This window comes from Pseudomonas sp. JC1203 (assembly GCF_056175065.1).
This window is the reverse complement of the sequence record NZ_JBWCAM010000001.1, coordinates 603129-626633: the sequence shown is the minus strand read 5'-3', so window position 1 is coordinate 626633 and position 23505 is coordinate 603129. Positions and strand designations below refer to the sequence as shown.

General features: G+C 63.4%; 18 protein-coding genes and 1 tRNA gene. 17 read left to right on the top strand and 2 right to left on the bottom strand.

The window, feature by feature from the left end:
• Entirely contained in the window at positions 1–1026 is a 1026-nt protein-coding gene (tsaD, locus tag AC0SZ7_RS03000; protein ID WP_475502920.1) for a tRNA (adenosine(37)-N6)-threonylcarbamoyltransferase complex transferase subunit TsaD, read from the bottom strand.
• 201 nt (positions 1027–1227) lie between these two features.
• Here tsaD and rpsU point away from each other — a divergent pair, with 201 nt between their 5' ends.
• The 5 genes from rpsU (at position 1228) to AC0SZ7_RS02975 (ending at position 9659) form a co-directional block, all read left to right on the top strand.
• Positions 1228–1443, top strand: coding sequence for a 30S ribosomal protein S21 (gene rpsU, locus AC0SZ7_RS02995; protein ID WP_002551877.1), 216 nt, complete (start codon positions 1228–1230; stop codon positions 1441–1443).
• Positions 1444–1827: 384 nt separating this feature from the next.
• Positions 1828–3810, top strand: coding sequence for a DNA primase (dnaG, locus tag AC0SZ7_RS02990; protein WP_475502919.1), 1983 nt, complete (start codon positions 1828–1830; stop codon positions 3808–3810).
• A gap of 67 nt (positions 3811–3877) precedes the next feature.
• A complete protein-coding gene (gene rpoD / locus AC0SZ7_RS02985) occupies positions 3878–5725 on the top strand; it encodes an RNA polymerase sigma factor RpoD (RefSeq protein ID WP_475502918.1) in 1848 nt (615 codons plus the stop codon).
• Between the two features lie 108 nt (positions 5726–5833).
• Positions 5834–9568: a bifunctional diguanylate cyclase/phosphodiesterase gene (locus AC0SZ7_RS02980; RefSeq protein ID WP_475502917.1), complete on the top strand. Its 3735-nt coding sequence runs from the start codon at positions 5834–5836 to the stop codon at positions 9566–9568.
• 14 nt (positions 9569–9582) lie between these two features.
• Positions 9583–9659: transfer RNA gene (locus tag AC0SZ7_RS02975), tRNA-Ile, on the top strand.
• A gap of 54 nt (positions 9660–9713) precedes the next feature.
• Here the strand turns inward: AC0SZ7_RS02975 and AC0SZ7_RS02970 are convergent.
• Complete coding sequence (locus AC0SZ7_RS02970) at positions 9714–10658, bottom strand: NAD-dependent epimerase/dehydratase family protein (protein WP_475502916.1); 945 nt, start codon at positions 10656–10658, stop codon at positions 9714–9716.
• A gap of 277 nt (positions 10659–10935) precedes the next feature.
• On the opposite strand from AC0SZ7_RS02970, the gene AC0SZ7_RS02965 reads away from it, so the two are divergent.
• From AC0SZ7_RS02965 to rfaH, 12 genes are all read left to right on the top strand, one after another.
• The gene (locus tag AC0SZ7_RS02965) at positions 10936–11148 is read left to right on the top strand and encodes a CbtB domain-containing protein (RefSeq protein WP_268147755.1); all 213 of its coding nucleotides are present in this window, start codon (positions 10936–10938) and stop codon (positions 11146–11148) included.
• A gap of 19 nt (positions 11149–11167) precedes the next feature.
• Positions 11168–11896: a CbtA family protein gene (locus AC0SZ7_RS02960; protein ID WP_475502915.1), complete on the top strand. Its 729-nt coding sequence runs from the start codon at positions 11168–11170 to the stop codon at positions 11894–11896.
• Between the two features lie 205 nt (positions 11897–12101).
• Positions 12102–12563, top strand: coding sequence for an Lrp/AsnC family transcriptional regulator (locus tag AC0SZ7_RS02955; RefSeq protein ID WP_475502914.1), 462 nt, complete (start codon positions 12102–12104; stop codon positions 12561–12563).
• A gap of 143 nt (positions 12564–12706) precedes the next feature.
• On the top strand, positions 12707–14389 hold the full coding sequence (locus tag AC0SZ7_RS02950) for a flavin monoamine oxidase family protein (protein WP_475502913.1): 1683 nt from the start codon (positions 12707–12709) through the stop codon (positions 14387–14389).
• Positions 14390–14400: 11 nt separating this feature from the next.
• Positions 14401–15201 (top strand): carbon-nitrogen hydrolase family protein, encoded by an 801-nt coding sequence (locus AC0SZ7_RS02945; protein WP_475502912.1) that lies wholly within the window; start codon positions 14401–14403, stop codon positions 15199–15201.
• A 658-nt stretch (positions 15202–15859) separates the two neighbouring features.
• On the top strand, positions 15860–16630 hold the full coding sequence (locus AC0SZ7_RS02940; RefSeq protein WP_475502911.1) for a hypothetical protein: 771 nt from the start codon (positions 15860–15862) through the stop codon (positions 16628–16630).
• A gap of 48 nt (positions 16631–16678) precedes the next feature.
• The gene (locus AC0SZ7_RS02935; protein ID WP_475502910.1) at positions 16679–17794 is read left to right on the top strand and encodes a DegT/DnrJ/EryC1/StrS family aminotransferase; all 1116 of its coding nucleotides are present in this window, start codon (positions 16679–16681) and stop codon (positions 17792–17794) included.
• 5 nt (positions 17795–17799) lie between these two features.
• Complete coding sequence (locus AC0SZ7_RS02930; RefSeq protein WP_475502909.1) at positions 17800–19317, top strand: oligosaccharide flippase family protein; 1518 nt, start codon at positions 17800–17802, stop codon at positions 19315–19317.
• The gene (locus AC0SZ7_RS02925; RefSeq protein WP_475502908.1) at positions 19314–20243 is read left to right on the top strand and encodes a glycosyltransferase family 2 protein; all 930 of its coding nucleotides are present in this window, start codon (positions 19314–19316) and stop codon (positions 20241–20243) included. Before AC0SZ7_RS02930 ends, AC0SZ7_RS02925 begins: the two co-directional genes overlap by 4 nt.
• Positions 20244–20250: 7 nt before the next feature.
• Positions 20251–20697 (top strand): low molecular weight protein-tyrosine-phosphatase, encoded by a 447-nt coding sequence (locus AC0SZ7_RS02920; protein WP_475502907.1) that lies wholly within the window; start codon positions 20251–20253, stop codon positions 20695–20697.
• A gap of 2 nt (positions 20698–20699) precedes the next feature.
• A complete protein-coding gene (locus tag AC0SZ7_RS02915; RefSeq protein WP_475502906.1) occupies positions 20700–22910 on the top strand; it encodes a polysaccharide biosynthesis tyrosine autokinase in 2211 nt (736 codons plus the stop codon).
• Between the two features lie 70 nt (positions 22911–22980).
• Positions 22981–23493 (top strand): transcription/translation regulatory transformer protein RfaH, encoded by a 513-nt coding sequence (rfaH, locus tag AC0SZ7_RS02910; protein WP_475502905.1) that lies wholly within the window; start codon positions 22981–22983, stop codon positions 23491–23493.
• Positions 23494–23505: the final 12 nt, after the last annotated feature.

Here is a 23505-nt window from a genome sequence, read left to right as displayed (position 1 = left end):
TTACAGCGCCGGCAGTTGTTCCATGGGCCAACGGGCCTGCACGCTGATGGCCAGGCTCTCATGCTGGCCGGCCTGCAGGCGCTGGCAACCGGCGTAGGCGATCATCGCGCCGTTGTCGGTGCAGAACTGCGGGCGCGCATAGAACACCTTGCCGTTGAACTCGCCCAGCATGCTGTCCAGCGACTCGCGCAACGCCTTGTTGGCACTGACGCCACCGGCGATCACCAGGCGGCTCAGGCCGGTCTGCTTCAAGGCACGGCGGCATTTGATGGTCAGAGTGTCCACCACCGCCTGCTGGAAGGCCAGCGAGATGTCGCTACGAGTCTGATCGCTGTCGTCCCCAGCTGCCTGGCAGTGCTGCCAGGTATTCAGGGCGGAGGTTTTCAGGCCGCTGAAGCTGAACGTCAGGCCAGGGCGGTCGGTCATCGGCCGCGGGAAAGTAAAGCGCCCAGGCACGCCCTGGGCGGCCATGCGCGCGATCTCGGGGCCACCGGGGTAGTTGAGGCCGATCATCTTCGCGGTCTTGTCGAAGGCTTCACCGGCGGCATCGTCCAGGGTTTCGCCCAGCAACTCGTATTCACCGATGCCATCGACGCGAACCAGCTGGGTATGGCCACCGGAAACCAACAAGGCGACGAACGGAAACTCGGGCGGTTGCGCTTCCAGCATCGGCGCCAGCAGGTGGCCTTCCATGTGGTGCACGCCCAGCGCCGGGATACCCCAGGCGAACGCCAGCGCCTGGGCGCACGAAGCCCCCACCAGCAGCGCACCGACCAGGCCGGGGCCTGCGGTGTAGGCAATGGCGTCGATCTCGGTGGCCACGCAGTCGGCCTCGGCCAACACCTGGCGGATCAAGGGCAGCATGCGCTTCACGTGGTCACGCGAGGCGAGCTCCGGCACTACCCCGCCATAGGCACGGTGCAGGTCGATCTGGCTGAACAGCGCGTCGGCCAGAAGGCCGCGCTCGCTGTCATAGAGGGCGACGCCGGTTTCGTCGCAGGATGTTTCCAATCCCAGTACTAACATGGGTCATGGCCTTGTTGAGGCTGAATTCGAAGGCGCGCATGATAGTCGCCACTCAGTGCCCCGGCCAGCGGTTTTCGATCAGAGGCTTTGCATTCCGGCCGGGTAAGGGTTAACATCCGCAACCCTTAAAAACCGACGTACTTCAGCGCATGTTTTTGCCATTGGCACGTCGATCCCGGTAATGAATGAAGGTAGCTCTAGATGCCAGCCGTCAAAGTTAAAGAGAACGAACCCTTCGACGTAGCTCTGCGTCGTTTCAAGCGCTCCTGCGAAAAAGCCGGTGTACTGGCTGAAGTTCGTAGCCGCGAATTTTACGAGAAGCCGACTTCCGAGCGTAAGCGCAAAGCAGCTGCTGCTGTTAAGCGTCACGCCAAGAAAGTTCAGCGCGAACAGCGCCGCGCCGTTCGTCTGTACTAATACAGACTGCGTCGCAAGCTTCTGCCTCGCCCGGCCTACAGCCGGGCTGCCGGCAGTTGTTGCTGTTGCAAGAGCCGTTGTTGCAACACCCCGTTCAGGCTTTACCCGAACGGATGCCGAGGTTGCCTTGCGCACCGAAGCAAACCTGCCTGAAACGTCAGACCTGGCCTCATCGCCAGCGTGCACGTCAGAACTGACGAGCCTTCACGGGCTGCAGACGAGCACACCCCCTTTTTCCTGTTTTCAACGTCCCGCTTCGACAACAGCCCCGGCTGGTCGGATGCGACGCCGTTTCCGACAAACAAACAGGACGGCGATACCGGCACCACTGCCGGCGCACAGTTACACTGCAGCAACGCTTCCTAGCCTGATGATGAGAGAACCATGGCCGGGCTGATTCCCCAGGGCTTCATTGACGACCTTCTGAACCGCACCGACATCGTCGACGTGGTGACTTCGCGCATCCAGATGAAAAAGGCCGGCAAGAATTATTCTGCCTGCTGCCCGTTCCACAAGGAAAAGACCCCCTCCTTCACCGTCAGCCCCGACAAGCAGTTCTACTACTGCTTCGGCTGCGGCGCCGGCGGCAACGCCCTCGGCTTCATCATGGACCACGACAACCTGGATTTCCCCCAGGCCGTGGAAGAGCTGGCCAAGGCCGCCGGCATGGAAGTGCCCCGCGAAGAAGGCGGGCGCGGCCATAAACCGCGGCAACCTACCGATTCGCCGCTGTACCCGCTGCTGGCCGCCGCTGCCGAATACTACCGCCAGGCGCTCAAGGGCCACCCTTCGCGCCGCGCTGCGGTCGACTACCTGAAGGGCCGCGGCCTGTCAGGGGAAATTGCCCGTGACTTCGGCCTGGGTTTCGCCCCGCCGGGCTGGGACAACCTGTTCAAGCACCTGAGCAGCGACACCCTGCAGCAAAAGGCCATGATCGACGCCGGCCTGCTGATCGAGAACGCCGACTCGGGCAAGCGCTACGACCGCTTCCGCGACCGGGTGATGTTCCCCATCCGCGACAGCCGCGGCCGGGTGATCGCCTTTGGCGGCCGGGTGCTGGGCGACGACAAGCCCAAGTACCTGAACTCCCCGGAAACCCCGGTGTTCCACAAGGGCCAGGAGCTGTACGGCCTGTTTGAGGCGCGCAAGCACAACCGCAACCTCGACGAGATCATCGTGGTCGAGGGCTACATGGACGTTATCGCCCTGGCCCAGCAGGGCCTGCGCAACGCGGTGGCGACCCTGGGCACGGCCACCAGCGAAGAGCACCTCAAGCGCCTGTTCCGCGTGGTGCCCAGCGTGCTGTTCTGCTTCGACGGCGACCAGGCCGGCCGCAACGCTGCCTGGCGCGCACTGGAAGCCGCGCTGCCAAGCCTGCAGGACGGCCGCAAGGCGCGGTTCCTGTTCCTGCCCGAAGGCGAGGACCCGGACACCCTGGTGCGCGCCGAAGGCACAGACGCCTTCAAGGCGCGCATCAACCAGCATGCACAGCCGCTGGCCGACTACTTCTTCCAGCAACTGACCGAAGAAGCCGACCCGCGCTCGCTGGAAGGCAAGGCGCACATGGCCACGCTGGCCGCGCCGCTGATCGACAAGGTGCCCGGCGCCAACCTGCGCACGCTGATGCGCAACCGCCTCAGCGAAATCACCGGCCTGAGCGGCGAGGCGGTCAAGCAATTGGCCCACAGCGCCCCGGCCGAGGCACCACCACCCAGCTACGATCCGGGTTTCGACTACGATTCGGTGCCCGACTACAGCCCCGACTACAGCGATTTCCACGCCCAGCACGCGCCCCAGGAGTTCCAGCCGCAACAGCAGCAGGCCTGGACCCCGAACAAGGGCGGCGGCAAGAAAGACTGGAAAGGCAACAAGGACTGGAAGGGCAAGGGCGGGCGCAATTTCGAGCCACGGGTGCCGCCGCGCGTGCCCACTTCGGTCGAGCCGCCCACCCTCAGCGCCCTGCGCACCCTGCTGCACCACCCGCAGCTGGCCGAGAAGGTGGAGAACGCCAGCCACTTTGCCGACGAAGAACACGTCTACGCCCAGCTGTTGGTGGCGCTGCTCGAAGCCCTGCAAAAGAATCCTAAGCTACGCTCTCTACAGTTGATCGCGCGTTGGCACGGCACCGAGCAGGGCAAGCTGCTGCGCGCACTGGCCGAGAAAGAATGGCTGATTGACGCCGATAACCTTGAACAACAGTTTTTCGACACCATTACTAGCTTGTCCGCTCGCCAACGCGAGCGCTGCCTGGAACATCTGCTCAGGAAAGCTCGTCAAAGTGAATTGAGCGCAGAAGAGAAAAATCAGCTGCGCGAGCTGTTAACTCGCAATGTTCACGCACAAACCCCGACCTCAACTGGCGCGTGAGGTCCTAGCTCGGGTATAATCCTCGGCTTGTTTTTTGCCCGCCAAGACCTTCAGTGGATAGGGTGTTATGTCCGGAAAAGCGCAACAGCAGTCTCGCATCAAAGAGTTGATCACCCGCGGTCGTGAGCAGGGCTACCTGACTTACGCGGAGGTCAACGACCACCTGCCAGAGGATATTTCAGATCCGGAGCAGGTGGAAGACATCATCCGCATGATCAACGACATGGGGATCAACGTATTCGAGAGTGCTCCGGATGCGGATGCCCTTTTGTTGGCCGAAGCCGATACCGACGAAGCCGCAGCTGAAGAAGCCGCCGCAGCGTTGGCGGCCGTGGAGACCGACATCGGTCGCACCACCGACCCCGTGCGCATGTACATGCGTGAAATGGGTACGGTCGAGCTTCTGACCCGCGAAGGCGAAATCGAAATCGCCAAGCGCATCGAGGAAGGCATCCGTGAAGTGATGGGCGCAATCGCGCACTTCCCTGGCACGGTTGACTACATCCTCGGCGAATACGATCGCGTCACCAGCGAAGGTGGCCGCCTGTCCGACGTCCTGAGCGGCTACATCGACCCGGACGACGGCATCGCGCCGCCTGCCGAAGTCCCGCCGCCAGTCGACCCGAAGGCCCCGGCCAAGGCCGAGACCGACGACGATGACGAGGAAAGCGACTCCAGCGACGACGAGGAAGAGGCCGAAAGCGGTCCGGACCCAGTCGTGGCCGCACAGCGCTTCGGTGCCGTGTCCGAGCAATTGGACATCACCCTCAAGGCCCTGAAGAAGCATGGCCGCGACAGCAAGCAAGGCATCGCCGAGATGCTGGCCCTGTCCGAGCTGTTCATGCCGATCAAGCTGGTGCCAAAGCAGTTCGAAGTGCTGGTAGAGCGCGTTCGTGGTGCCCTGGACCGCCTGCGTCAGCAAGAACGCGCCATCATGCAACTGTGCGTCCGTGACGCCCGCATGCCGCGTGCCGACTTCCTGCGCCTGTTCCCGAGCAACGAAGTCGACATGACCTGGGCCGGTGACCTGGCCAAGCGCAGCACCAAATGGGCTGAAGCCCTGGGCCGCCTGAACGCCGACATCGTGCGCTGCCAGCAGAAGCTGGTCGACCTGGAAGCCGAGACCGGCCTGACCATCGTCGAAATCAAGGACATCAACCGTCGCATGTCGATCGGTGAGGCCAAGGCCCGCCGCGCGAAGAAAGAGATGGTAGAGGCCAACCTGCGTCTGGTGATCTCGATCGCCAAGAAGTACACCAACCGTGGCCTGCAGTTCCTGGACCTGATCCAGGAAGGCAACATCGGCCTGATGAAGGCGGTGGACAAGTTCGAATACCGTCGCGGGTACAAGTTCTCGACGTACGCCACCTGGTGGATCCGTCAGGCCATTACCCGTTCGATCGCCGACCAGGCGCGCACCATCCGTATTCCGGTGCACATGATCGAGACGATCAACAAGCTCAACCGCATTTCCCGGCAGATGCTGCAGGAAATGGGTCGCGAACCGACCCCGGAAGAGCTGGGCGAACGCATGGAAATGCCTGAGGACAAGATCCGCAAGGTACTGAAGATCGCCAAAGAGCCGATCTCCATGGAAACCCCGATCGGTGACGACGAAGACTCGCACCTGGGCGACTTCATCGAAGACTCCACCATGCAATCGCCGATCGACGTGGCGACCGTGGAAAGTCTGAAGGAAGCCACCCGCGAAGTACTCGGCGGCCTGACCGCGCGCGAAGCCAAGGTGCTGCGCATGCGTTTCGGCATCGACATGAATACCGACCACACGCTGGAAGAGGTCGGCAAGCAGTTCGATGTAACCCGTGAGCGGATTCGTCAGATCGAAGCCAAGGCACTGCGCAAGCTGCGCCACCCGACGAGAAGCGAGCACCTGCGCTCCTTCCTCGACGAGTAATACCAAAACCCCCGGCCCTGCCGGGGGTTTTGTTTTGTATCCTGCAAACCTCCCTTCGCCATCCTCCGTCTACACTCGAAAGACCCTTTCCGGTGTAACGAGGCCTTCATGCGCGTGCTGCTCTTGCTGCTCCTGCTGTGTTGGACAGCAACAGCCGATGCCCTGACCCTGACCGATCAGGAACGGGCCTGGCTCAAGGATCATCCCGAGCTGCGCCTGGGCGTGGATGCCTCGTGGCCGCCATTCGAGTTCCGCGACGCCAGCGGCCTGTACCAGGGGCTGGCCGCAGACTATATCCACCTGGTGCAACAGGCACTGGATATCAAGCTCACCCCCATCGAACCGACAACCTGGACCGAAGTGTTGAAACTGGCGCAGAAGGGCCAGGTCGACCTGCTGCCCGGGGTCATGTCGACACCCGACCGCCAGGGCTATATGGCGTTCACTCGCCCTTACCTCGACTTCCCCATTGTCATCCTGGCGCGCAAGCACGGCGCGCAGCCACGCAACCTCAACGACCTGTACGGGCTGAAAGTGGCCGTAGTGGAGAACTACGCGCCCCACGAACTGCTGCGGGCCCACCACCCCGACCTCAACCTGGACCCGCAGCCCAACGTCAGCTCGGCCCTGGAAGCGCTGGCTACCGGCCAGGTCGATGCCGTGGTGGGCGACCTGGCGTCGAGCGTGTGGAGCCTGCGCCAGCTGAAGCTGCAGGGCATCTACGTCAGCGGCGAAACCCCCTACCGTTACCAACTGGCGATGGGCGTGCCCGCAGACGAAAAGATCCTGGTAGGCATTCTCGACAAAGCGCTGGCCAGCCTGAAACCCTCGCAGGTCAGCCAGATCCAGGAGCGCTGGGTGGGCCAGGTCATCGACCACCGCACCCTGTGGTATGACTACCTCACCTACGGCCTGCCCGCCCTGCTGCTGGTGTTGGCGATTCTGGTCACGGTCATCCGCATCAACCGCCGTCTCAGCTCGGAAATATCCCGCCGGGTGGCGCTGGAGCAGGAGCTGCGCGCCAGCGAATACCATTACCGCGGGCTGGTGGAGAGCCTTTCGGCGATTGCCTGGGAAGCGCGCACCAGCGACTTCACCTACAGCTACGTGTCCCCCCATGCCGAAGCACTGCTTGGCTACCCGCTGACGGACTGGTTGAAACCTGGCTTCTGGCGCGGCATTTTGCACCCGGCGGACGCCGTCAGGGCCGAAACTTACTGCACCGCCGAGACCGAGGCCGGCCACGATCACGTGGTCGATTACCGCGTGGTCACCGCCGACGGCCGCCACCTGTGGGTGCGCGACATCGTCAGCATGATCCGCCAGGGCCACCAGCCGGTGATGCGCGGCCTGATGATCGATATCAGCGAAATGAAGCGTACCGAAGAGGCCCTGCGCCAGTCGGAACAGAAGTTCGGCTCGGTATTCCGCCAATGCCCGGACATCCTGGTCATCGCCCGCCTCAGCGACGGCTGCCTGCTGGAGGTGAACAAAGCCTTCGAGGAACAGATCGGCCTGTACGCCACCGACGTGGTCGGGCGCACCGCTACCGACTTGAACATCTGGGGCGTCGACGGCGTCGGCCCCGGCTTGCTGCAACGTTTGCAGGCCGGCAGTATCCGCAACCTGGAGATGCCCTTCCGGCGCAGCAACGGCGAGATGTTCACTGGGCTGATCTCGGCCGAGCCGTTCGAGCTCGATACCATCCCCGCGCTGGTCGTGGTGGTGCGCGACATCAGCCAGCTGAAGGAAACCCAGAAGCAGCTGCAGATCAGCGAGGAAAAATTCGCCAAGGCCTTCCATGCTTCCCCCGATGGCATGCTGTTGACCCGCCAGCGCGACGGCGTGCTGCTGGAAGTGAACGAAGGCTTCACGCGTATCAGCGGTTACTCCAACCACGTGTCCATCGACCACTCCACCCTGGACCTGGGGTTGTGGGTAGACCTCAACGAACGCAAGCGCCTGCTCGACATGCTTGAGCGCGACGGCTTCGTGCGTGACTTCGGCTGCCTGATGCGCCGCAGCGACGGCGCTATCCGCCTTTGCGAGGTGTCCACCAGCCCGCTGCCGATTGGCGGTGAAGCGTGCATGCTGACCATCGCCCGGGACATCACCGACCGCCACCTGATGCAGGAAAAGCTGCAACTGGCGGCCACGGTATTCGAAAGTACTGCCGAAGGGGTGCTGATCACCGACACCCGCCAGCGCATCACCGCGGTGAACCGCGCCTTCACCGAGATCACCGGCTACAGCGAAACCGAAGCCCTGGGCGCCACCCCTACCCTGCTTGCCTCGGGCCAGCATGACAGCGCCTTCTATGTCGCCATGTGGCACCAACTGACGGCCGAAGGCCACTGGCAGGGCGAGATTCATAACCGCCGCAAGAACGGTGAGCTCTACCCCTGCTGGCTGACCATCAGCGCGGTGCGCAACCCCGACTCGGCGCTGACCCATTTCGTCGCAGTGTTCGCCGACATTTCCAGCCTCAAGCACGCCCAGGCGCGCCTGGATTACCAGGCCCACCACGACCCGCTGACCGGCCTGCCCAACCGCACCCTGTTCGAAAGCCGCCTGCAGGCATCGTTGAACCGCGAACACGAGGGCAGCGGACAGGGCGCCGTGCTGTTCCTGGACCTGGACCGTTTCAAGCACATCAACGACAGCCTCGGCCACCCGGTGGGCGACCTGCTGCTGAAGGGCATCGCCCAGCGCCTCAAGGAGCAGGTGCGCGATATCGACACCGTGGCGCGCCTGGGCGGCGACGAATTCATCATCCTGCTGCCCGGCCTGCAGCAAGCGGCGGACGCCGAGCACATCGCCAACAAGCTGCTGGCCTGCTTCGCCGCGCCGTTCCAGGCCGGCGAGCACGAGTTCTTCACCAGCGCCAGCATCGGCACCAGCCTGTACCCGCAGGACGGCACCGACGTGGCCACGCTGATCAAGAACGCTGACGCGGCCATGTACCGCTCCAAGGCCAAGGGCCGCAACCGCGTCGAGTCCTACACCCGCGACCTGACGGCCCAGGCCAGCGAGCGCGTGGCGCTGGAGCACGAGCTGCGCCGGGCCATCGAGCGCGGCGAGATGAGCCTGGCCTACCAGCCAAAATTCAGCGTGCACGACCACAGCCTGGTCGGCGCCGAAGCGTTGATTCGCTGGGCCCACCCCACCTTCGGCGACGTGCCGCCCGAACGCTTCATCCAGCTGGCCGAAGAGAACGGCATGATCCTGCAGATCGGTGACTGGGTGCTGGACCAGGCCTGCCAGCAGATGCAACGCTGGCAGGAGCTCTACGAAGGCTTCGGGCCGCTGTCGGTGAACCTGGCCGGCGGCCAGCTGCGCCAGCCCAACCTGCTCAAGCGCATCGACCAACTGCTGCGCCAGCACCACCTGGCCCCTGGCTGCCTGCAACTGGAGATCACCGAAAACTTCATCATGAGCCAGGCCGAGGAAGCGCTGGTGGTGCTGCATGACCTCAAACGCCTGGGCGTGCAGCTGGCCATCGATGACTTCGGCACCGGTTATTCCTCGCTCAGCTACCTCAAGCGCCTGCCCCTGGACATCCTCAAGATCGACCAGTCCTTCGTCCGCGGCCTGCCCGCCGACACCCACGATGCCGCCATCGTGCGGGCCATCATCGCCCTGGGCCGCAGCATGCAATTGACCGTGATCGCCGAGGGCGTGGAGAACGATGCACAGCAGCAATTCCTGGCCCGCGAGGGCTGCGAACAGATCCAGGGCTTCATCTTCAGCGTGCCCTTGCACCCCGACGAATTCGCCGCGCGGTTTCTTCGTATGCGTCTTTGCGACTTTTCGGATAGCACTGACGTGAAACCGTCGTTATAATCCGCGACCACTGGGGGCCTATAGCTCAGTTGGTTAGAGCAGGGGACTCATAATCCCTTGGTCGCAGGTTCGAGTCCTGCTGGGCCCACCACCTACGAAAAAGCCGCGCATATGCGCGGCTTTTTGCGTTTCAGGCCAAGCCATTTCACCCCTGCTGCTTATACGCCCTGCCGGTCTTGTGCAGCGCCTGTTCAAGCGTCAACGGCGGCACCCAGCCCAGCAGCCGCCGCGCCTTGCCCGAATCCACTTGCAGCGAAGCGCACAGGGTGGTGTACATGTTCTGCTTGCCCGCAAGCCTCGCCCCCCAACGCATCAAGCCATCGGGCACCGGCACCAGCCGTGGCGGCCGGCCCATGCTGGCGGCCAGGTAGCGGACGATCTGCGCGGTGGAGGCATCTTCGCCGTCGGAGACCAGGAACAGTTGGTTGCCTGCCGCCGGATGGCGCGTGCAAAGCACGATGAAATCCACCAGGTTTTCCAGCGCGACCATGCTGCGCCGGTTGTCCACCGCCGCGAACGGCAGGGGCAGGCCGGAGTCCACCAGTTTCAACAGGCGGGGAAAGTTGCGCCGAGCGTGGGCGGCGTAGATCAGCGGCGGGCGAATGATGACCACGTCCATGGCCGTGCCTTGTACCAGCGCCCGCAGCCCCTCCTCGGCTTCGAACTTGGAAATGGCGTAGTCACCGTCCGGCACCGGCACCGAGGTTTCGTCAAAGGGCGTGCCGGTGGTGAATGAGCCGTTCACCCCCACCGAACTGATGAAGATCAGCCTTCGCACACCGGCTGCCAGCGCCTGGCGTGCGAGGGCCAGGGTACCTTCGAGGTTGGTGCGGCGGTATTCGGCAAGCGGGTCGGGGCTGGTGTCGCCCTGCAGGTTGAGGCGCGCAGCAATATGTACCACCACCTCGATGCCTTGCAGGGCGTTGGACCAATCGGTAGTGGCGGCGATATCACCCACGGCAATCAGCGGCACCGGCCCTTGGCCTGCCGCCCGCGTGGTACCCAGTACGTGGGTGTCGGGCTGCGCCGCCAGGGCTTCGCAAACCGCCTGGCCGAGGAAGCCAGTGGCCCCAGTGACAAGTATGTTCATGGCGCTCCTGAAACCTCTAGAGTAAAAATCACGACCCGCGCTTGTGGGCCCACAGTGCAAGCCAAGCGTAGCCGCTGCAGCCTGGGCTCGTACTGGCAATCTTCACGACGTTCATCGGCCAAACGAGTACACTGACGGCGCTGTATCAATGTGTTTCGGAAAAAGAAGACGGTCCAAAACCGTCGCGGTCGCGCCACTGTAGTCGGCACCTTGCCGTAAGCCAGACCTTTTTCCGACCTATCCACCGTAACCGGGACGCGTAATCCCTGAGGTAATCATGGCCTATAGCACCACTTCGCAAACCGACATCTCGATTCCGACCATTCCCCTGGGTGAAATCCTGCCCTGGGCGATCTTTGGCGGCCTGCTGCTGATGCTGGCGATCTACTTCGTTGGCGCCGAACAAGGTGCCACCGCCCTGTTCAAGGGCATGTACGTCCACGAGTTCGTGCACGACGGTCGCCACCTGCTGGGCTTCCCCTGCCACTGACCCCTTCGAGGTGCTTCACATGACTGGTCGTTTACTCGTCAGGGGCATGCTTGTCGGTCTGTTAGCCGGCATTTTGGCCTTCGGTTTTGCAAAAATATTCGGTGAACCCCAGGTTGACCGTGCCATCGCCTTCGAAGAAGGCATGGCCCACATGCACGGCGACGCCGAAGAACCCGAACTGGTCAGCCGCGAGGTGCAAAGCACCTTCGGCCTGCTGACCGGCGTGGTGGCCTACAGCGTATCGCTGGGCGGCATCTTCGCCCTGGTGTTCGCCTACTCCCTGGGCCGCATCGGCAAGGTCGGCCCGCGCGGGCTGTCCGCGCTGCTGGCCCTGGCGGCGTTCGTGGTGCTGATCCTGGTACCGGAAATCAAATACCCGGCCAACCCGCCGTCGGTGGGCAACCCCGATACCATCGGCCTGCGCACCCAGGTGTTCTTCATGATGCTGCTGGTGTCGGTGGTGGCCGCGGTCATCGCCGTCAACGCCGCGCGCAAGGTCATCGCCGGTTCCGGCGTATGGGCCGGCGCCATCGCTGGCGTGGCGCTGTACCTGGTGATCATGGCCGTGGCCGGTGCACTGTTCCCCACCATCAACGAGGTGCCGGCAAACTTCTCGGCCGACGTGCTGTGGCAATTCCGCACCTCGTCGCTGGGCATCCAGGTGGTACTGTGGACCACTGTTGGCCTGGTGTTCGGGCCAGTGGCGGAGCGGTTGCTGCAGCCAAAGGCGCGCTTTGCCCACGCCTGAGCCGTACCGTTCAAGGAAAACCGCGCCCAGGCGCGGTTTTTTTATGCCTCCTGTTTCCATCCCGCTGGCCCTTAGCCGCTAGCGCAGGCACCGGCTACTGCGCGCGATCTGGACAGTGAGCCGATTAGCTGACTTAATCGGCTCACGTAATGAGCCGATTAAGGCGCCACTCCAGCCAAAATGAATGGCATAACCGCCAGTACCCATGACTGACTCCCGCACCCTGCCCCTCGACGAAATCGACCGCCAACTGATTGCCGCCCTGCAGATCAACGCCCGCGAAAGCGTGGCCGTGCTTGCGCGCCAGCTGGGCATCGCCCGTACCACGGTGACCTCGCGCCTGGCACGCCTGGAAAAAGGCAAGGTCATCACCGGCTACGGCGTGCGCCTGGGCCAGCGCCTGGCAGACGGCGGCTTGCAGGCCTACGTGGGCATCACCGTGCAACCACGCTCGGGCAAGGAAGTGGTGCGCCGCCTGAGCGCCATGGGCCAGGTGCAGCAGCTGTGCGCGGTCAGTGGCGAGTTCGACTACGTGGCCTGGCTGCGCACCGACTCGCCCGAGCAGCTGGACCAATTGCTTGATCAGATCGGCAGCGTCGATGGCGTGGAAAAAACCACCACGTCGATCATTCTCAGCAGCAAGGTCGACCGCGGCCAGCCAGTGTGACCAGGACATTCGTCACTTTGCAGCGTTTAACGTCATTACGACGACACTCTGCGCCTTAATAACGGCACGACCGCTCCCTAAAATGGCTGGCATCCTTTTCCTATACTGATAGCTCCGCTCAGTAGCCGCCCATAAGGTCGACCATGACTCAGCACAATCGCCACCCCGCCGACGGCAAGAAGCCGATCACCATCTTCGGCCCGGACTTTCCCTTCGCGTTTGACGACTGGATTGAGCACCCGGCCGGGCTGGGGGTGATTCCGTCGGAAAACCACGGCGCGGAGGTGGCCATTGTCGGCGCTGGCATCGCCGGGCTGGTGGCGGCCTACGAGCTGATGAAACTGGGGCTCAAGCCCGTGCTGTACGAAGCCTCGAAAATGGGCGGGCGCCTGCGCTCGCAGAAGTTCGAAGGCACCGACGGCATAGTCGCCGAGCTGGGTGGCATGCGCTTCCCGGTATCGTCCACCGCCTTCTACCACTACGTGGACAAGCTGGGCCTGGAAACCCGGCCCTTCCCCAACCCGCTGACAGCCGCCTCGGGCAGCACCGTCATCGACCTGGAAGGCCAGACCCACTACGCGCGCTCCATCGCCGACCTGCCGGCGCTGTTCCAGGAAGTGGCGGACGCCTGGGCCGACGCCCTGGAAGCCGGCTCGCAGTTCAGCGAGATCCAGCAGGCCATCCGCGACCGCGACGTGCCACGCCTGAAAAGCCTGTGGAATACGTTGGTGCCGCTGTGGGACGACCGCACTTTCTATGACTTCGTCGCCACCTCGAAAGCCTTCGCCAAACTGTCGTTCCACCACCGCGAGGTGTTTGGCCAGGTGGGCTTCGGCACCGGCGGCTGGGACTCCGACTTCCCCAATTCAATGCTGGAAATCTTCCGCGTGGTGATGACCAATTGCGACGACCACCAGCACCTGGTGGTCGGCGGCGTCGAGCAGGTGCCGCTGGGCATCTGGCGTCATGCACCGGAAAAATGTGCGCACTGGCCGGCCGGCACCAGCCTCAGCTCGCTGCACCACGGCGCGCCGCGCTCAGGGGTGAAGAAAATTGCCCGTGATGCCGATGGCCGCTTCGCCGTCACCGACAACTGGGGCGACACCCGCCACTATGCGGCGGTGCTTGCCACCTGCCAGAGCTGGCTGCTGACCACCCAGATCGAATGCGAAGAGTCGCTGTTCTCGCAGAAGATGTGGATGGCGCTGGACCGCACCCGCTACATGCAGTCGTCGAAGACCTTCGTAATGGTCGACAGGCCATTCTGGAAGGACAAGCACCCCGACACCGGCCGCGATGTAATGAGCATGACGCTGACCGACCGCCTGACCCGCGGCACCTACCTGTTCGACAACGGCGACGACAAGCCGGGGGTTATCTGCCTGTCCTATTCCTGGATGAGCGACGCGCTGAAGATGCTGCCGCACCCGGTGGAAAAGCGCGTGAAGCTGGCGCTGGACGCGCTGAAGAAGATTTACCCCGACGTCGACATTGCCGGCCATATCATCGGCGACCCGATCACCGTGTCGTGGGAAGCCGACCCGCACTTCCTCGGTGCCTTCAAGGGCGCCCTGCCCGGCCACTACCGCTACAACCAGCGGATGTACGCGCACTTCATGCAGCACGACATGGCCGACGAGTACCGTGGCATTTTCATTGCCGGCGACGACGTTTCCTGGACGCCGGCATGGGTGGAAGGCGCGGTGCAGACGTCGCTGAACGCGGTGTGGGGCATCATGAAACACTTCGGCGGCCACTGCCATGCGGCCAACCCCGGGCCGGGCGACGTGTTCGCGGAAATCGGCCCCATCGCACTGGCGGAATAAGGAGCATCAGCATGCATGTAGCCCTGTGCCAATGCGTACCGCAGCCGCTGGCGGTCATCGATAACCTCGCCCGCCTGCAAACCCAGGTGCGCGCAGCCAAGGCGCTGGGCGTGCAATTGCTGGTGTTCCCGGAGATGTTCCTGACCGGCTATGACATCGGCGCAGCTGCCGTGCAGCGCCTGGCCGAGGCCGCCAATGGCCCCTCGGCCCATGTAATTGCAGGCATCGCCGAGGCCCATGGCATGGCGATCGTCTATGGTTACCCGGAGCGTGGTGCGGATGGCCAGCTGTACAACAGCGTCCAGCTGTTCGACGCCCGCGGCAACAGCCGCCTTAACTACCGCAAGACCCACCTGTTCGGTGAGCTCGACCGCTCCATGTTCAGCCCCGGGGAGGATCACTTCCCGGTAGTGGAGCTCGACGGCTGGCAGGTAGGCGTGTTGATCTGCTACGACATCGAATTCCCCGAGAACGCCAGAAGACTGGCCCTGGCCGGGGCGGAAGTCATCCTGGTACCCACCGCCAATATGCTGCCATTCGAGTTTATCGCCGACGTGACAGTGCGTAGCCGCGCGTTCGAAAACCAGTGCTTCCTGGTATATGCCAACTACTGTGGCGCCGAAGGTAAGTTGCGTTATTGCGGCCTGAGCAGCATCGTCGGCCCGGATGGCCACAGGCTGGCCATTGCCGGGGAAGGCCCGGCGCTGAGCCATGCGCTGCTTGATCGGCAGGCATTGGCAATTGCCCGCCAGGCCAACGATTACCGTCAGGACCGGCGCCCGCTGTTGTACCGCTCACTGTGCCAGCAGTAGTCAATATCCCGCCAAGGCCCAAGCCCTCACTCCGAGGGCTTTCGTTTTTTTGACGTCGGTAAATAATCCGTCTCCCGCACCCGTGGCCAATGCGCTGGAAGCCCCAAGATACGCCGCCCCCAGCAAATACAAGGGTGGCGCGCCACGGCAGGGGCGAAAATGGGGCAAAGCGCCATAAAACCGAAAAAAAGCCAGCAAAACGCCAGCGTCAACTTTTCTACTTCTATATAAATCAATAGGTTAACCCCCGCACCATCGCACTTCAGCCCCTCAGGCGACTTTTTTGACAAAAGCCATTGACAGCCTGTTGAAGACAGTCGATATATCTCTTCACCCACCGCCAAAAAGTTGTGGGCGAGCCGTACCGAAGAGCACGGCCATGCAGCAGTCCTGAAATACTTTTTGCAGTCCTGCCACTACTTAACCTTTAGTTTCATGACCCGCCACTTGGCGGGTCCGTATGGGTTTTGACAACGCACCGTATAAAAAGCTTGTTTTCACGAGCGGGCGGTAGCTTTGTCCCAAACAAAAGTGTGTCGAGTGGGCCGTTAGTGTCGGACCTGGCGGTAGCTTTGCCCACTGAAAGTTGAAGAACAATAAAAGCGTCGACGTCCTGCCTTCTCGACCTCCCTATAAAAACCGCAGCGAGTTTGTTGCCATGTCGCCACTGATCCACATCGATGAAGCCACCTCGGCCCGCTTGGTCAATGACATGAACACCCAGGGCCACGCCACCCTGGAGGGCGCCTTGACCGAGGATGGGTTGAACGAACTGCGCGCCTACGTCGAGCAGCAGGCCGCGCGCCACAACAACCAGTATTTCGCCTACCACGGCTACCCGGCGCTGGCCGGCAGCGCGCTGGCGGCGCTGGGCAAGTCCCCTGAATTCAAGGCCATGCTGGCGCGCATGCACGTTCAGGGCACCGGCCAACAAGCCGCCAGCGACGAGATCTTCCCCGTGCTGCGTTGCGTGCAGGGCGGCACCGGGCGCAAGGAATCCAACGCGTTCCACTACGACGCCACCCTGGTGACCATGCTGATTCCGATCTACACCCCCGACCAGGGCGAGCAGCGCGGCGACCTCATCCTGTTCCCCAACCTGCGCAAGGTGCGTAGTTGGGTACTGGTGAATGTTCTGGAAAAAACATTATTCCAGAACGCACTTTGCAGAAAGCTGCTAAGTGCCTGTATTGATCGAAAAATAGTAAAACCCAGCACACTAAGAGTTGTCCCCGGCAATGTGTATTTCTTTTGGGGTTATCGCTCTTTGCATGCCAACCAACCTTGCGATCCGGCTTTTCGCCGTGCCACGGCGTTATTCCACTTTGGCGACCCGCATGCGGGCAGCCTGGTAACGCGGTTGATATTGAAGATGAACCAGCATCGCGCTCGCAAAGTTGTAGCGCGCACTGATGCGCCCCTTTCCTGATAACGCCTTGACGCCGCACACCTTAGTGGCCTTTGCCGGGAGAATTCCATGATTAACGTAACCAAGTCCTATCTGGGCAACATCGACAAGTTCAAGGCGTATGTAGACCTGATCTACGCCTCGCACTGGATGACCAACCACGGCCCGCTCTGCTGCGAGCTGGAAGAGCGCCTGAAAGAGTTCCTCGGCGTGCGCAACCTGATCCTCACCAACAACGGCACCCTGGCCCTGCAAGTGGCCTACCGGGCGCTGGGCCTGAGCGGCAGCGCGGTGACCACGCCGTTCAGCTTCGTGGCCACCAGCAGCACCTTGCAGTGGGAGGGCATTCGCCCGGTGTTCGGCGACATTGACCCGCGCACCTGGAACATCGACCCCGAGCAGATCGAATCGCGCATCGGCTCCGACACCAGCGCCATCGTCGCCACCCACGTGTTCGGCAACCCCTGCGACGTGGAAGGCATCGACGCCATCGCCAAGCGCCGCAACCTCAAGGTGGTATACGACGGCGCCCATGCCTTTGGCGTGCGCCACGCCGGGCAGTCGGTGTTCAACTGGGGCGATGCCAGCACCCTGAGCTTCCATGCCACCAAACTGTTCCACACCATCGAGGGCGGCGCCATCGTCACCCAGGACGATGACCTGGCCCGCGAGATCCGCAAACTGTGCAATTTCGGCATCACCGGGGTGGACCGCATCGAAGGCCTGGGCACCAACGCCAAGCTCAACGAATTCTCCGCAGCCATGGGCCTGTGCGTGCTGGACGACATCGCGCATATCTTCGAGCAGCGTGCCGAGATGGGCCACTACTACGAGGAAAAGCTGCGCGGCCACGTTGACCTGCAAGCCATCAACGATGACAACGACATCAACTACAGCTACTTCCCGGTGGGCCTGCAGAACCAGGCCGAAGCCCTGGCGGTGCGTGATGCGTTGCAGGCCCAGGGCATCAACCCACGCCGCTACTTCTACCCATCGCTCGACACCCTGGACTACCTGCAGCCCCAGGCGGCGCAGCCACACTCGCGCGGCCTGAGCCAGCGCATCCTGTGCCTGCCGATCTACCCAGGGCTGGAACGCGCCACCCAGGACCAGGTCATCGACACCCTGCTGCGCCAGCGCGACCAGGCGCAGCCGCAGGATGCGTCGCTGGCCCACGCGGTATAACGGCGATGACCAAGCGCTCGGTGGTGCACAACACCACCATCAGCTACCTGGGCCAGGCCTATGCGTTGCTGGTGGGGATCCTGATCATGCCGTTCTACCTGCGCCACCTGGGCGCCGAGGTGTACGGGGTGATCGGTTTCTACACCGTGCTGCAGGCCTGGCTGACCCTGCTGGACGCGGGCATGTCGCCGTCGCTGGTGCGCGAAATCGCGCACCATCAGGGCGCCGCCCGCGAACAGCACCTGTCCGGCTGGCTGTTGCGCTCGTTCGAACTGATTTTCCTGCCGCTGGCGCTGTTGTGCGTGCTGGGCACCTGGCTGGCCAGCCCCTGGATCGCCGGCGAATGGCTGAATGCCCAGCACCTGGCACCGTACACCCTGGCGCTGTGCGTGGCGCTGATGGGCCCGCAAGTGGCCTGCCGCCTCTACGCCACCCTGTATAAAAGCGGCCTGCAGGGCCTGGAACTGCACGCCTGGCTGAACGGCGCCAACGTCGCCGTCGCCACCCTGCGCTACTTCGGGGGCCTGGCGCTGGTGGCCTGGGTGTCCCAGGACCCGGTGGTGTTCTTCCTGTTCCAGGCAGCGGTGGGGGTGTTCGAAGCCCTGCTGTTCGCGACCAAGGCCTGGCGCCGCCTGCCGCCGCCGCAGTTGTTGAGCGGCTTCAACTGGGCGCTGGTGAAACCGGTGCTGCCGTTTGCCGTCAGCCTCTCGCTCAGCGCGGTGCTGTGGATACTGCTGACGCAACTGGACAAGGTGCTGCTGTCGTCGGCCCTGCCCCTGAAGGACTACGGCTACTTCTCCCTGGTGGCGCTGGTCAGCACCGGCATCGTCATGCTGATCAACCCGCTGGTGCAGACCCTGCTGCCGCGCATGACCGCGCTGATGGCCCAGGGCCGCGAAGCCGACATGCAGCGCCTGTACCTGTCCGCGCACCGCTTCGTCGCCACCTTCATCGTGCCCCTGGGCGTGGTGGTGGCCATGCACGGCGGGGCGCTGATCTACGCCTGGAGCGGTGACCAGGAAGCCGCCCGCTGGGTAGCGCCGATCCTGTTCTGGTATGCCCTGGGCAGCGCCATCCTCAGCCTCAGCGGCTTCCAGTTCTACCTGCAGTACGCCCACGGGCGCATGCACCTGCACCTGCGCTACAGCCTGGTGTCGGTAGCCGTCACTGTGCCGGTGCTGGTGCTGGCGGTGCACTACCAGGGCGCGCTGGGCGCCGCCATCGCCTGGTTCGTGTTGCGCGTAGTGGCCTTCGCGGTGTGGCCGGCCTTCATCCACCGGCGCCTGGCCCCCGGTATCCAGCGGCTGTGGCTGCAGGACGTGCTGCGCATCTGCCTGATGAGCGCCCTGGGCGTGGCGGTGACCCAGCCGCTGGTGCAAGCGCTGGTTAGTGACAACCGCCTGCAGACGTTCCTGGCCCTGGCGCTGTGCGGCCTGGTCACCCTGGTGCTGGTGGCCGGCAGCTACCGCCCCTGGCTGCAACGGGTTTTCTCGATCTTCACCAAACTGAGCACGCAACGATGAACAGCCGACTCGAAAGCGACATCATGAAGAACTGGGGCCCCGCTCGCGAACCGCTGCTGAGCATCGTCTGCCCTACCTACAACCACGAGCGTTTCGTGGCACAGACCCTGGACAGCTTCCTGGCCCAGCAGACCGATTTCCCGTTCGAAATCGTCATCAACGATGACTGCTCCACCGACGGCACCGCTGCCATCGTCAGCGACTACGCCCGCCGCTACCCGAGCATCATCCGCGCGCTGCTGCAAAGCGAAAACCAGTACCAGCAAGGCAACCATCCCTGCCCCGGCCTGTTCCGCCTGTCGCGCGGCAAGTACATCGCCTTCTGCGAGGGCGACGACTACTGGACCGACCCCTTCAAGCTGCAAAAGCAGGTCGATTTCCTGGAAAGCCACCTCGACTACGCGCTGACCTACCACGACGCCATGGCCTTCAACGACCAGGGCCTTATGGGCATCCAGCTGCAGGGTGAAGGCCAGAGCGATGCCAGCAGCCTTGAGCTGATGCAGGGCCGGCCGATCTCGACCCTCACCACCTGCTTCCGCAACGTGCTGCACGACATGCCACGCGAACTGGTGGGCGCGCCGCTCAACGACCTGGTGTGGTGGTGCCTGCTGGGCGCCCACGGCAAGGGCAAGTACCTGGGCGACATCGCCCCGGCAGCCTACCGCGTGCACAGCGGCGGCGTGTTCTCCATGCGCTCGGACAAGAAACGGCTGCAGATGACCCTGCACACCTACGGCGCGCTGGCCAACTACTACTTCCGCATCGGCAACCAGCCGTTGTACGAGCACTGCCTGATACAGGTGTTCACGCTGTCGCTTTCGGCCATCTCGCCGGTGCAGAAGCTGCTGGCCCTGGCCCTGATGGCCCGCAACGTCACCGTCAACCTGTTCCGGCGCGTCACCGCGCCCACGGCGCGGGGCTGAAGCCGCCATGTTCAGCAACGTCCTGATCGTCTGCGTCGGCAACATCTGCCGCAGCCCCATGGCTGCCGCACTGCTGCGGCACCGCGCAGGCGGGCGCCTGGCGGTGACCTCGGCGGGTGTGCAGGCCAACAACGGCGCACACATGGACGCCGATGCCCGCGCGGTGCTCAAGCAGAACAGCATCAAGGGCGGCGACCACCGCGCCTGCCAGGTCACCCCGCAATTGCTGCACTGGGCCGACCTGGTGCTGCTGATGGAACACGAACAGTTGCACCGAGTTGTACGCCTGGCCCCTGAAGTACGGGGCAAGGCGTTCCTGATCGGCAAATGGCAGAACGACCTGCAGATCGCCGACCCCTATCGTCGCCCCAAGAACGCCTTTCAACAGACCTACACGCACTTGTCGCGCTGCGTCGATGACTGGATGCCCTACCTGAGTATCGAGGACAAATAAAAATGACCGCAATGAGCCGCTCTTCACTGGAGTACTACCAGGATACTCAGCTGGACCTGGCAACCATCCTGCGTACCCTGTTCGACCACAAGCGCCTGATCGCCACCGTGGTCGGTACCTTCGCCGTGGCTGGCCTGGCGTTCGCCATTTTGGCAACGCCGATCTACCAGGCCAACGTGATGATCCAGATCGAGCCCAAGCGTGTCGGCCTGGACGCCACCCCGGAAATCAACACCAAGCCCAACGCCGTGTCCCAGGCTACCGCCGAGATCGAGCTGATCCGCTCGCGCGCAGTGCTGGGCGAGGTGGTCAACCAGCTGAACCTGGACATCATCCAGCAGCCCAAGCGCGTTCCCGGCATTGGCGGCTACATGGCCCGGCACTTCAAGGCCACCCCCGAGCAACCCGTGGCCGCACCGTTCCTGGGCCTGGACAGCTTTGCCTGGGGCGGCGAAAAAATCGCCGTGTCGACCCTGGAAGTACCGGACAGCCTGCTGGGCAAGAAAATGACCCTGGTGGCCGGTGACAATGGCCAATACCGCGTGCAGGACAGCGACGGCGCCCTGCTGCTCAAGGGCCAGGTCGGCGAGCTGGCCACCGGCAGCGACATCAGCCTCAAGGTCGATACCCTGCAGGCCCGCCCCGGCACTGAATTCGACCTGGCGCGCAACCGTGCCCTGGTGACCCAGCTGGCCTACCAGAACAAGCTGAAAGTGGTGGAAGCCGGCAAGGACTCGGGCATCGTCTACCTGTCGCTGGAAGACCCTGACCCAGCCCAGGCCAACACCGTGCTCAACGACGTCAGCCGCCTGTACGTGCAGCAGAACCTGGAACGCACCTCGGCCGAAGCCGAACAGCGCCTGCAGTTCCTGCGCTCCCAGCTGCCTATCGTGCGGGGCGAACTGACCAAGGCCGAAGACGCGCTGCATGACTACCAGATGCGCAGCAAGTCGGTAGACATCAGCCAGGAAACCACCGCCCTGCTCAACCAGGTGGTGGCACTGGACAACACCATCTCCGAGCTCAAGCTCAAACGCCCTGACCTGGACCGCCTGTACACCCGCCAGCACCCAACCCAGGTGGCCCTGACCAACCAGATCAACCAACTGGAAGCACAGAAGACTGCCATGCAGGCCAGGGTCCGCACCCTGCCTGAAACCCAGCAGGAACTGCTGCGCCTGACCCGTGAGCAACAGGTCACCAACCAGACCTATACCCAACTGCTGAACAAGACCCAGGAACAGGACATCATCCGCGCCGGCAACATCGGCAACGTGCACATCATCGACAAGGCCGATGCCAACGTCGAAGAGCCAGTGAAGCCGATGCGCAAGTTGATCGTGCTGCTGTCCCTTCTGCTGGGTGGCGTGGTGGCCGTGGCGATCATCTTCATTCGCCAGGCCTTCGACCGGGGCATCGTCAACCCCGACGACATCGAAAACCTCGGTATTCCGGTGTACGCCTCGGTGCCGCTGTCGCGCCTGCAGGACCGCCTGAACAAAGGTCGCCAGGCACGCAACGGCGGGCCCGAGGCCAAGCTGCTGGGCGTTGCCGAACCTACCGAGCTGGCCGTCGAGTCACTGCGCAGCCTGCGCACCAGCCTGCACTTCGCCATGCTCGAAGCCCGCAATAACGTGCTGATGATTTCCAGCCCCAGCCCGGCAGTGGGCAAGTCGTTCGTCAGCGCCAACCTGGCGGTGATCATCGCCCAGACCGGGAAGAAGGTGCTGCTGATCGACGCCGACATGCGCAAGGGCTACCTGCACAAAGTGCTCGGCCTGCAACCACGCCATGGCTTGTCGGACGCACTGGCCGCGCGCCTGAGCAACCGTGAAGTGATCAACGCCACTGCGGTGGACAACCTGCACTTCATCTCCTGCGGCTTCGCGGCGCCCAACCCGTCCGAACTGCTGATGCACGACAACTTCCACAAGCTGCTGCGCGAGCTGTCGCCCAAGTACGACCTGGTGATCATCGATACCCCGCCCATCATGGCCGTCACCGACGCCGCCCTGGTGGGCCGCCAAGCCGGCACCACCCTGCTGGTGGCGCGCTTCGGCAAAAGCTCGGTCAAGGAAGTGGAGAGTGCCAAGCGCCGCCTCGCGCAGAACGGCGTGCTGGTGAAGGGTGCCATTTTCAACGGCATCCAACGCAAGGCCGCCACCGCCGAATACGACTGCTCTGCCTACAACTACGGCCCCGGCAAGAAATGACCGCAGCGCCATGACCCCGGGCCTTTGACAGCCCCCCGGCCACTGCCGGGGGGCAAGCGAGAACAGCACCATGAGCCACTTCACCGACAGCTCCAACTGGTACCTGATCCAGACCAAGCCGCGCCAGGAAGGCCGTGCCGAAGAACACCTGATTCGTCAGCAGTTCGAGTGTTTTCGCCCGCTCAAGGCCCCCCTCGACAATGCCCGCAGGGCACGCAAAGCCGTCGAGGAAGAGCTGTTCCCCGGTTACCTGTTCATCCGCCTGGAACAGGGCGACAGCTGGTACCCGATCCGCTCCACCCGTGGCGTGTGCCGCATCGTGGCGTTCGGCGGCGCGCCCTGCCCGGTGCCGGACAGCCTGATCGCGCAGATTCGCCAACGCCTGGCAGCGCCGCAACCGGCGCCCAGCTTCAACCAGGGCGAAGCCGTGATGGTGCGGACCGGCAACAGTGAAATCCAGGCCATTTTCCTCAGTGACGACGGCCAGGAACGGGCGGTGATCCTGCTCAATCTGCTGCAGCGTGAACAACGCGTCAGCTTGCCCAAGAGCAGCCTGTCGCGCGTGGCCATGCCGGCCTGCTGAGCGACAGCCAAA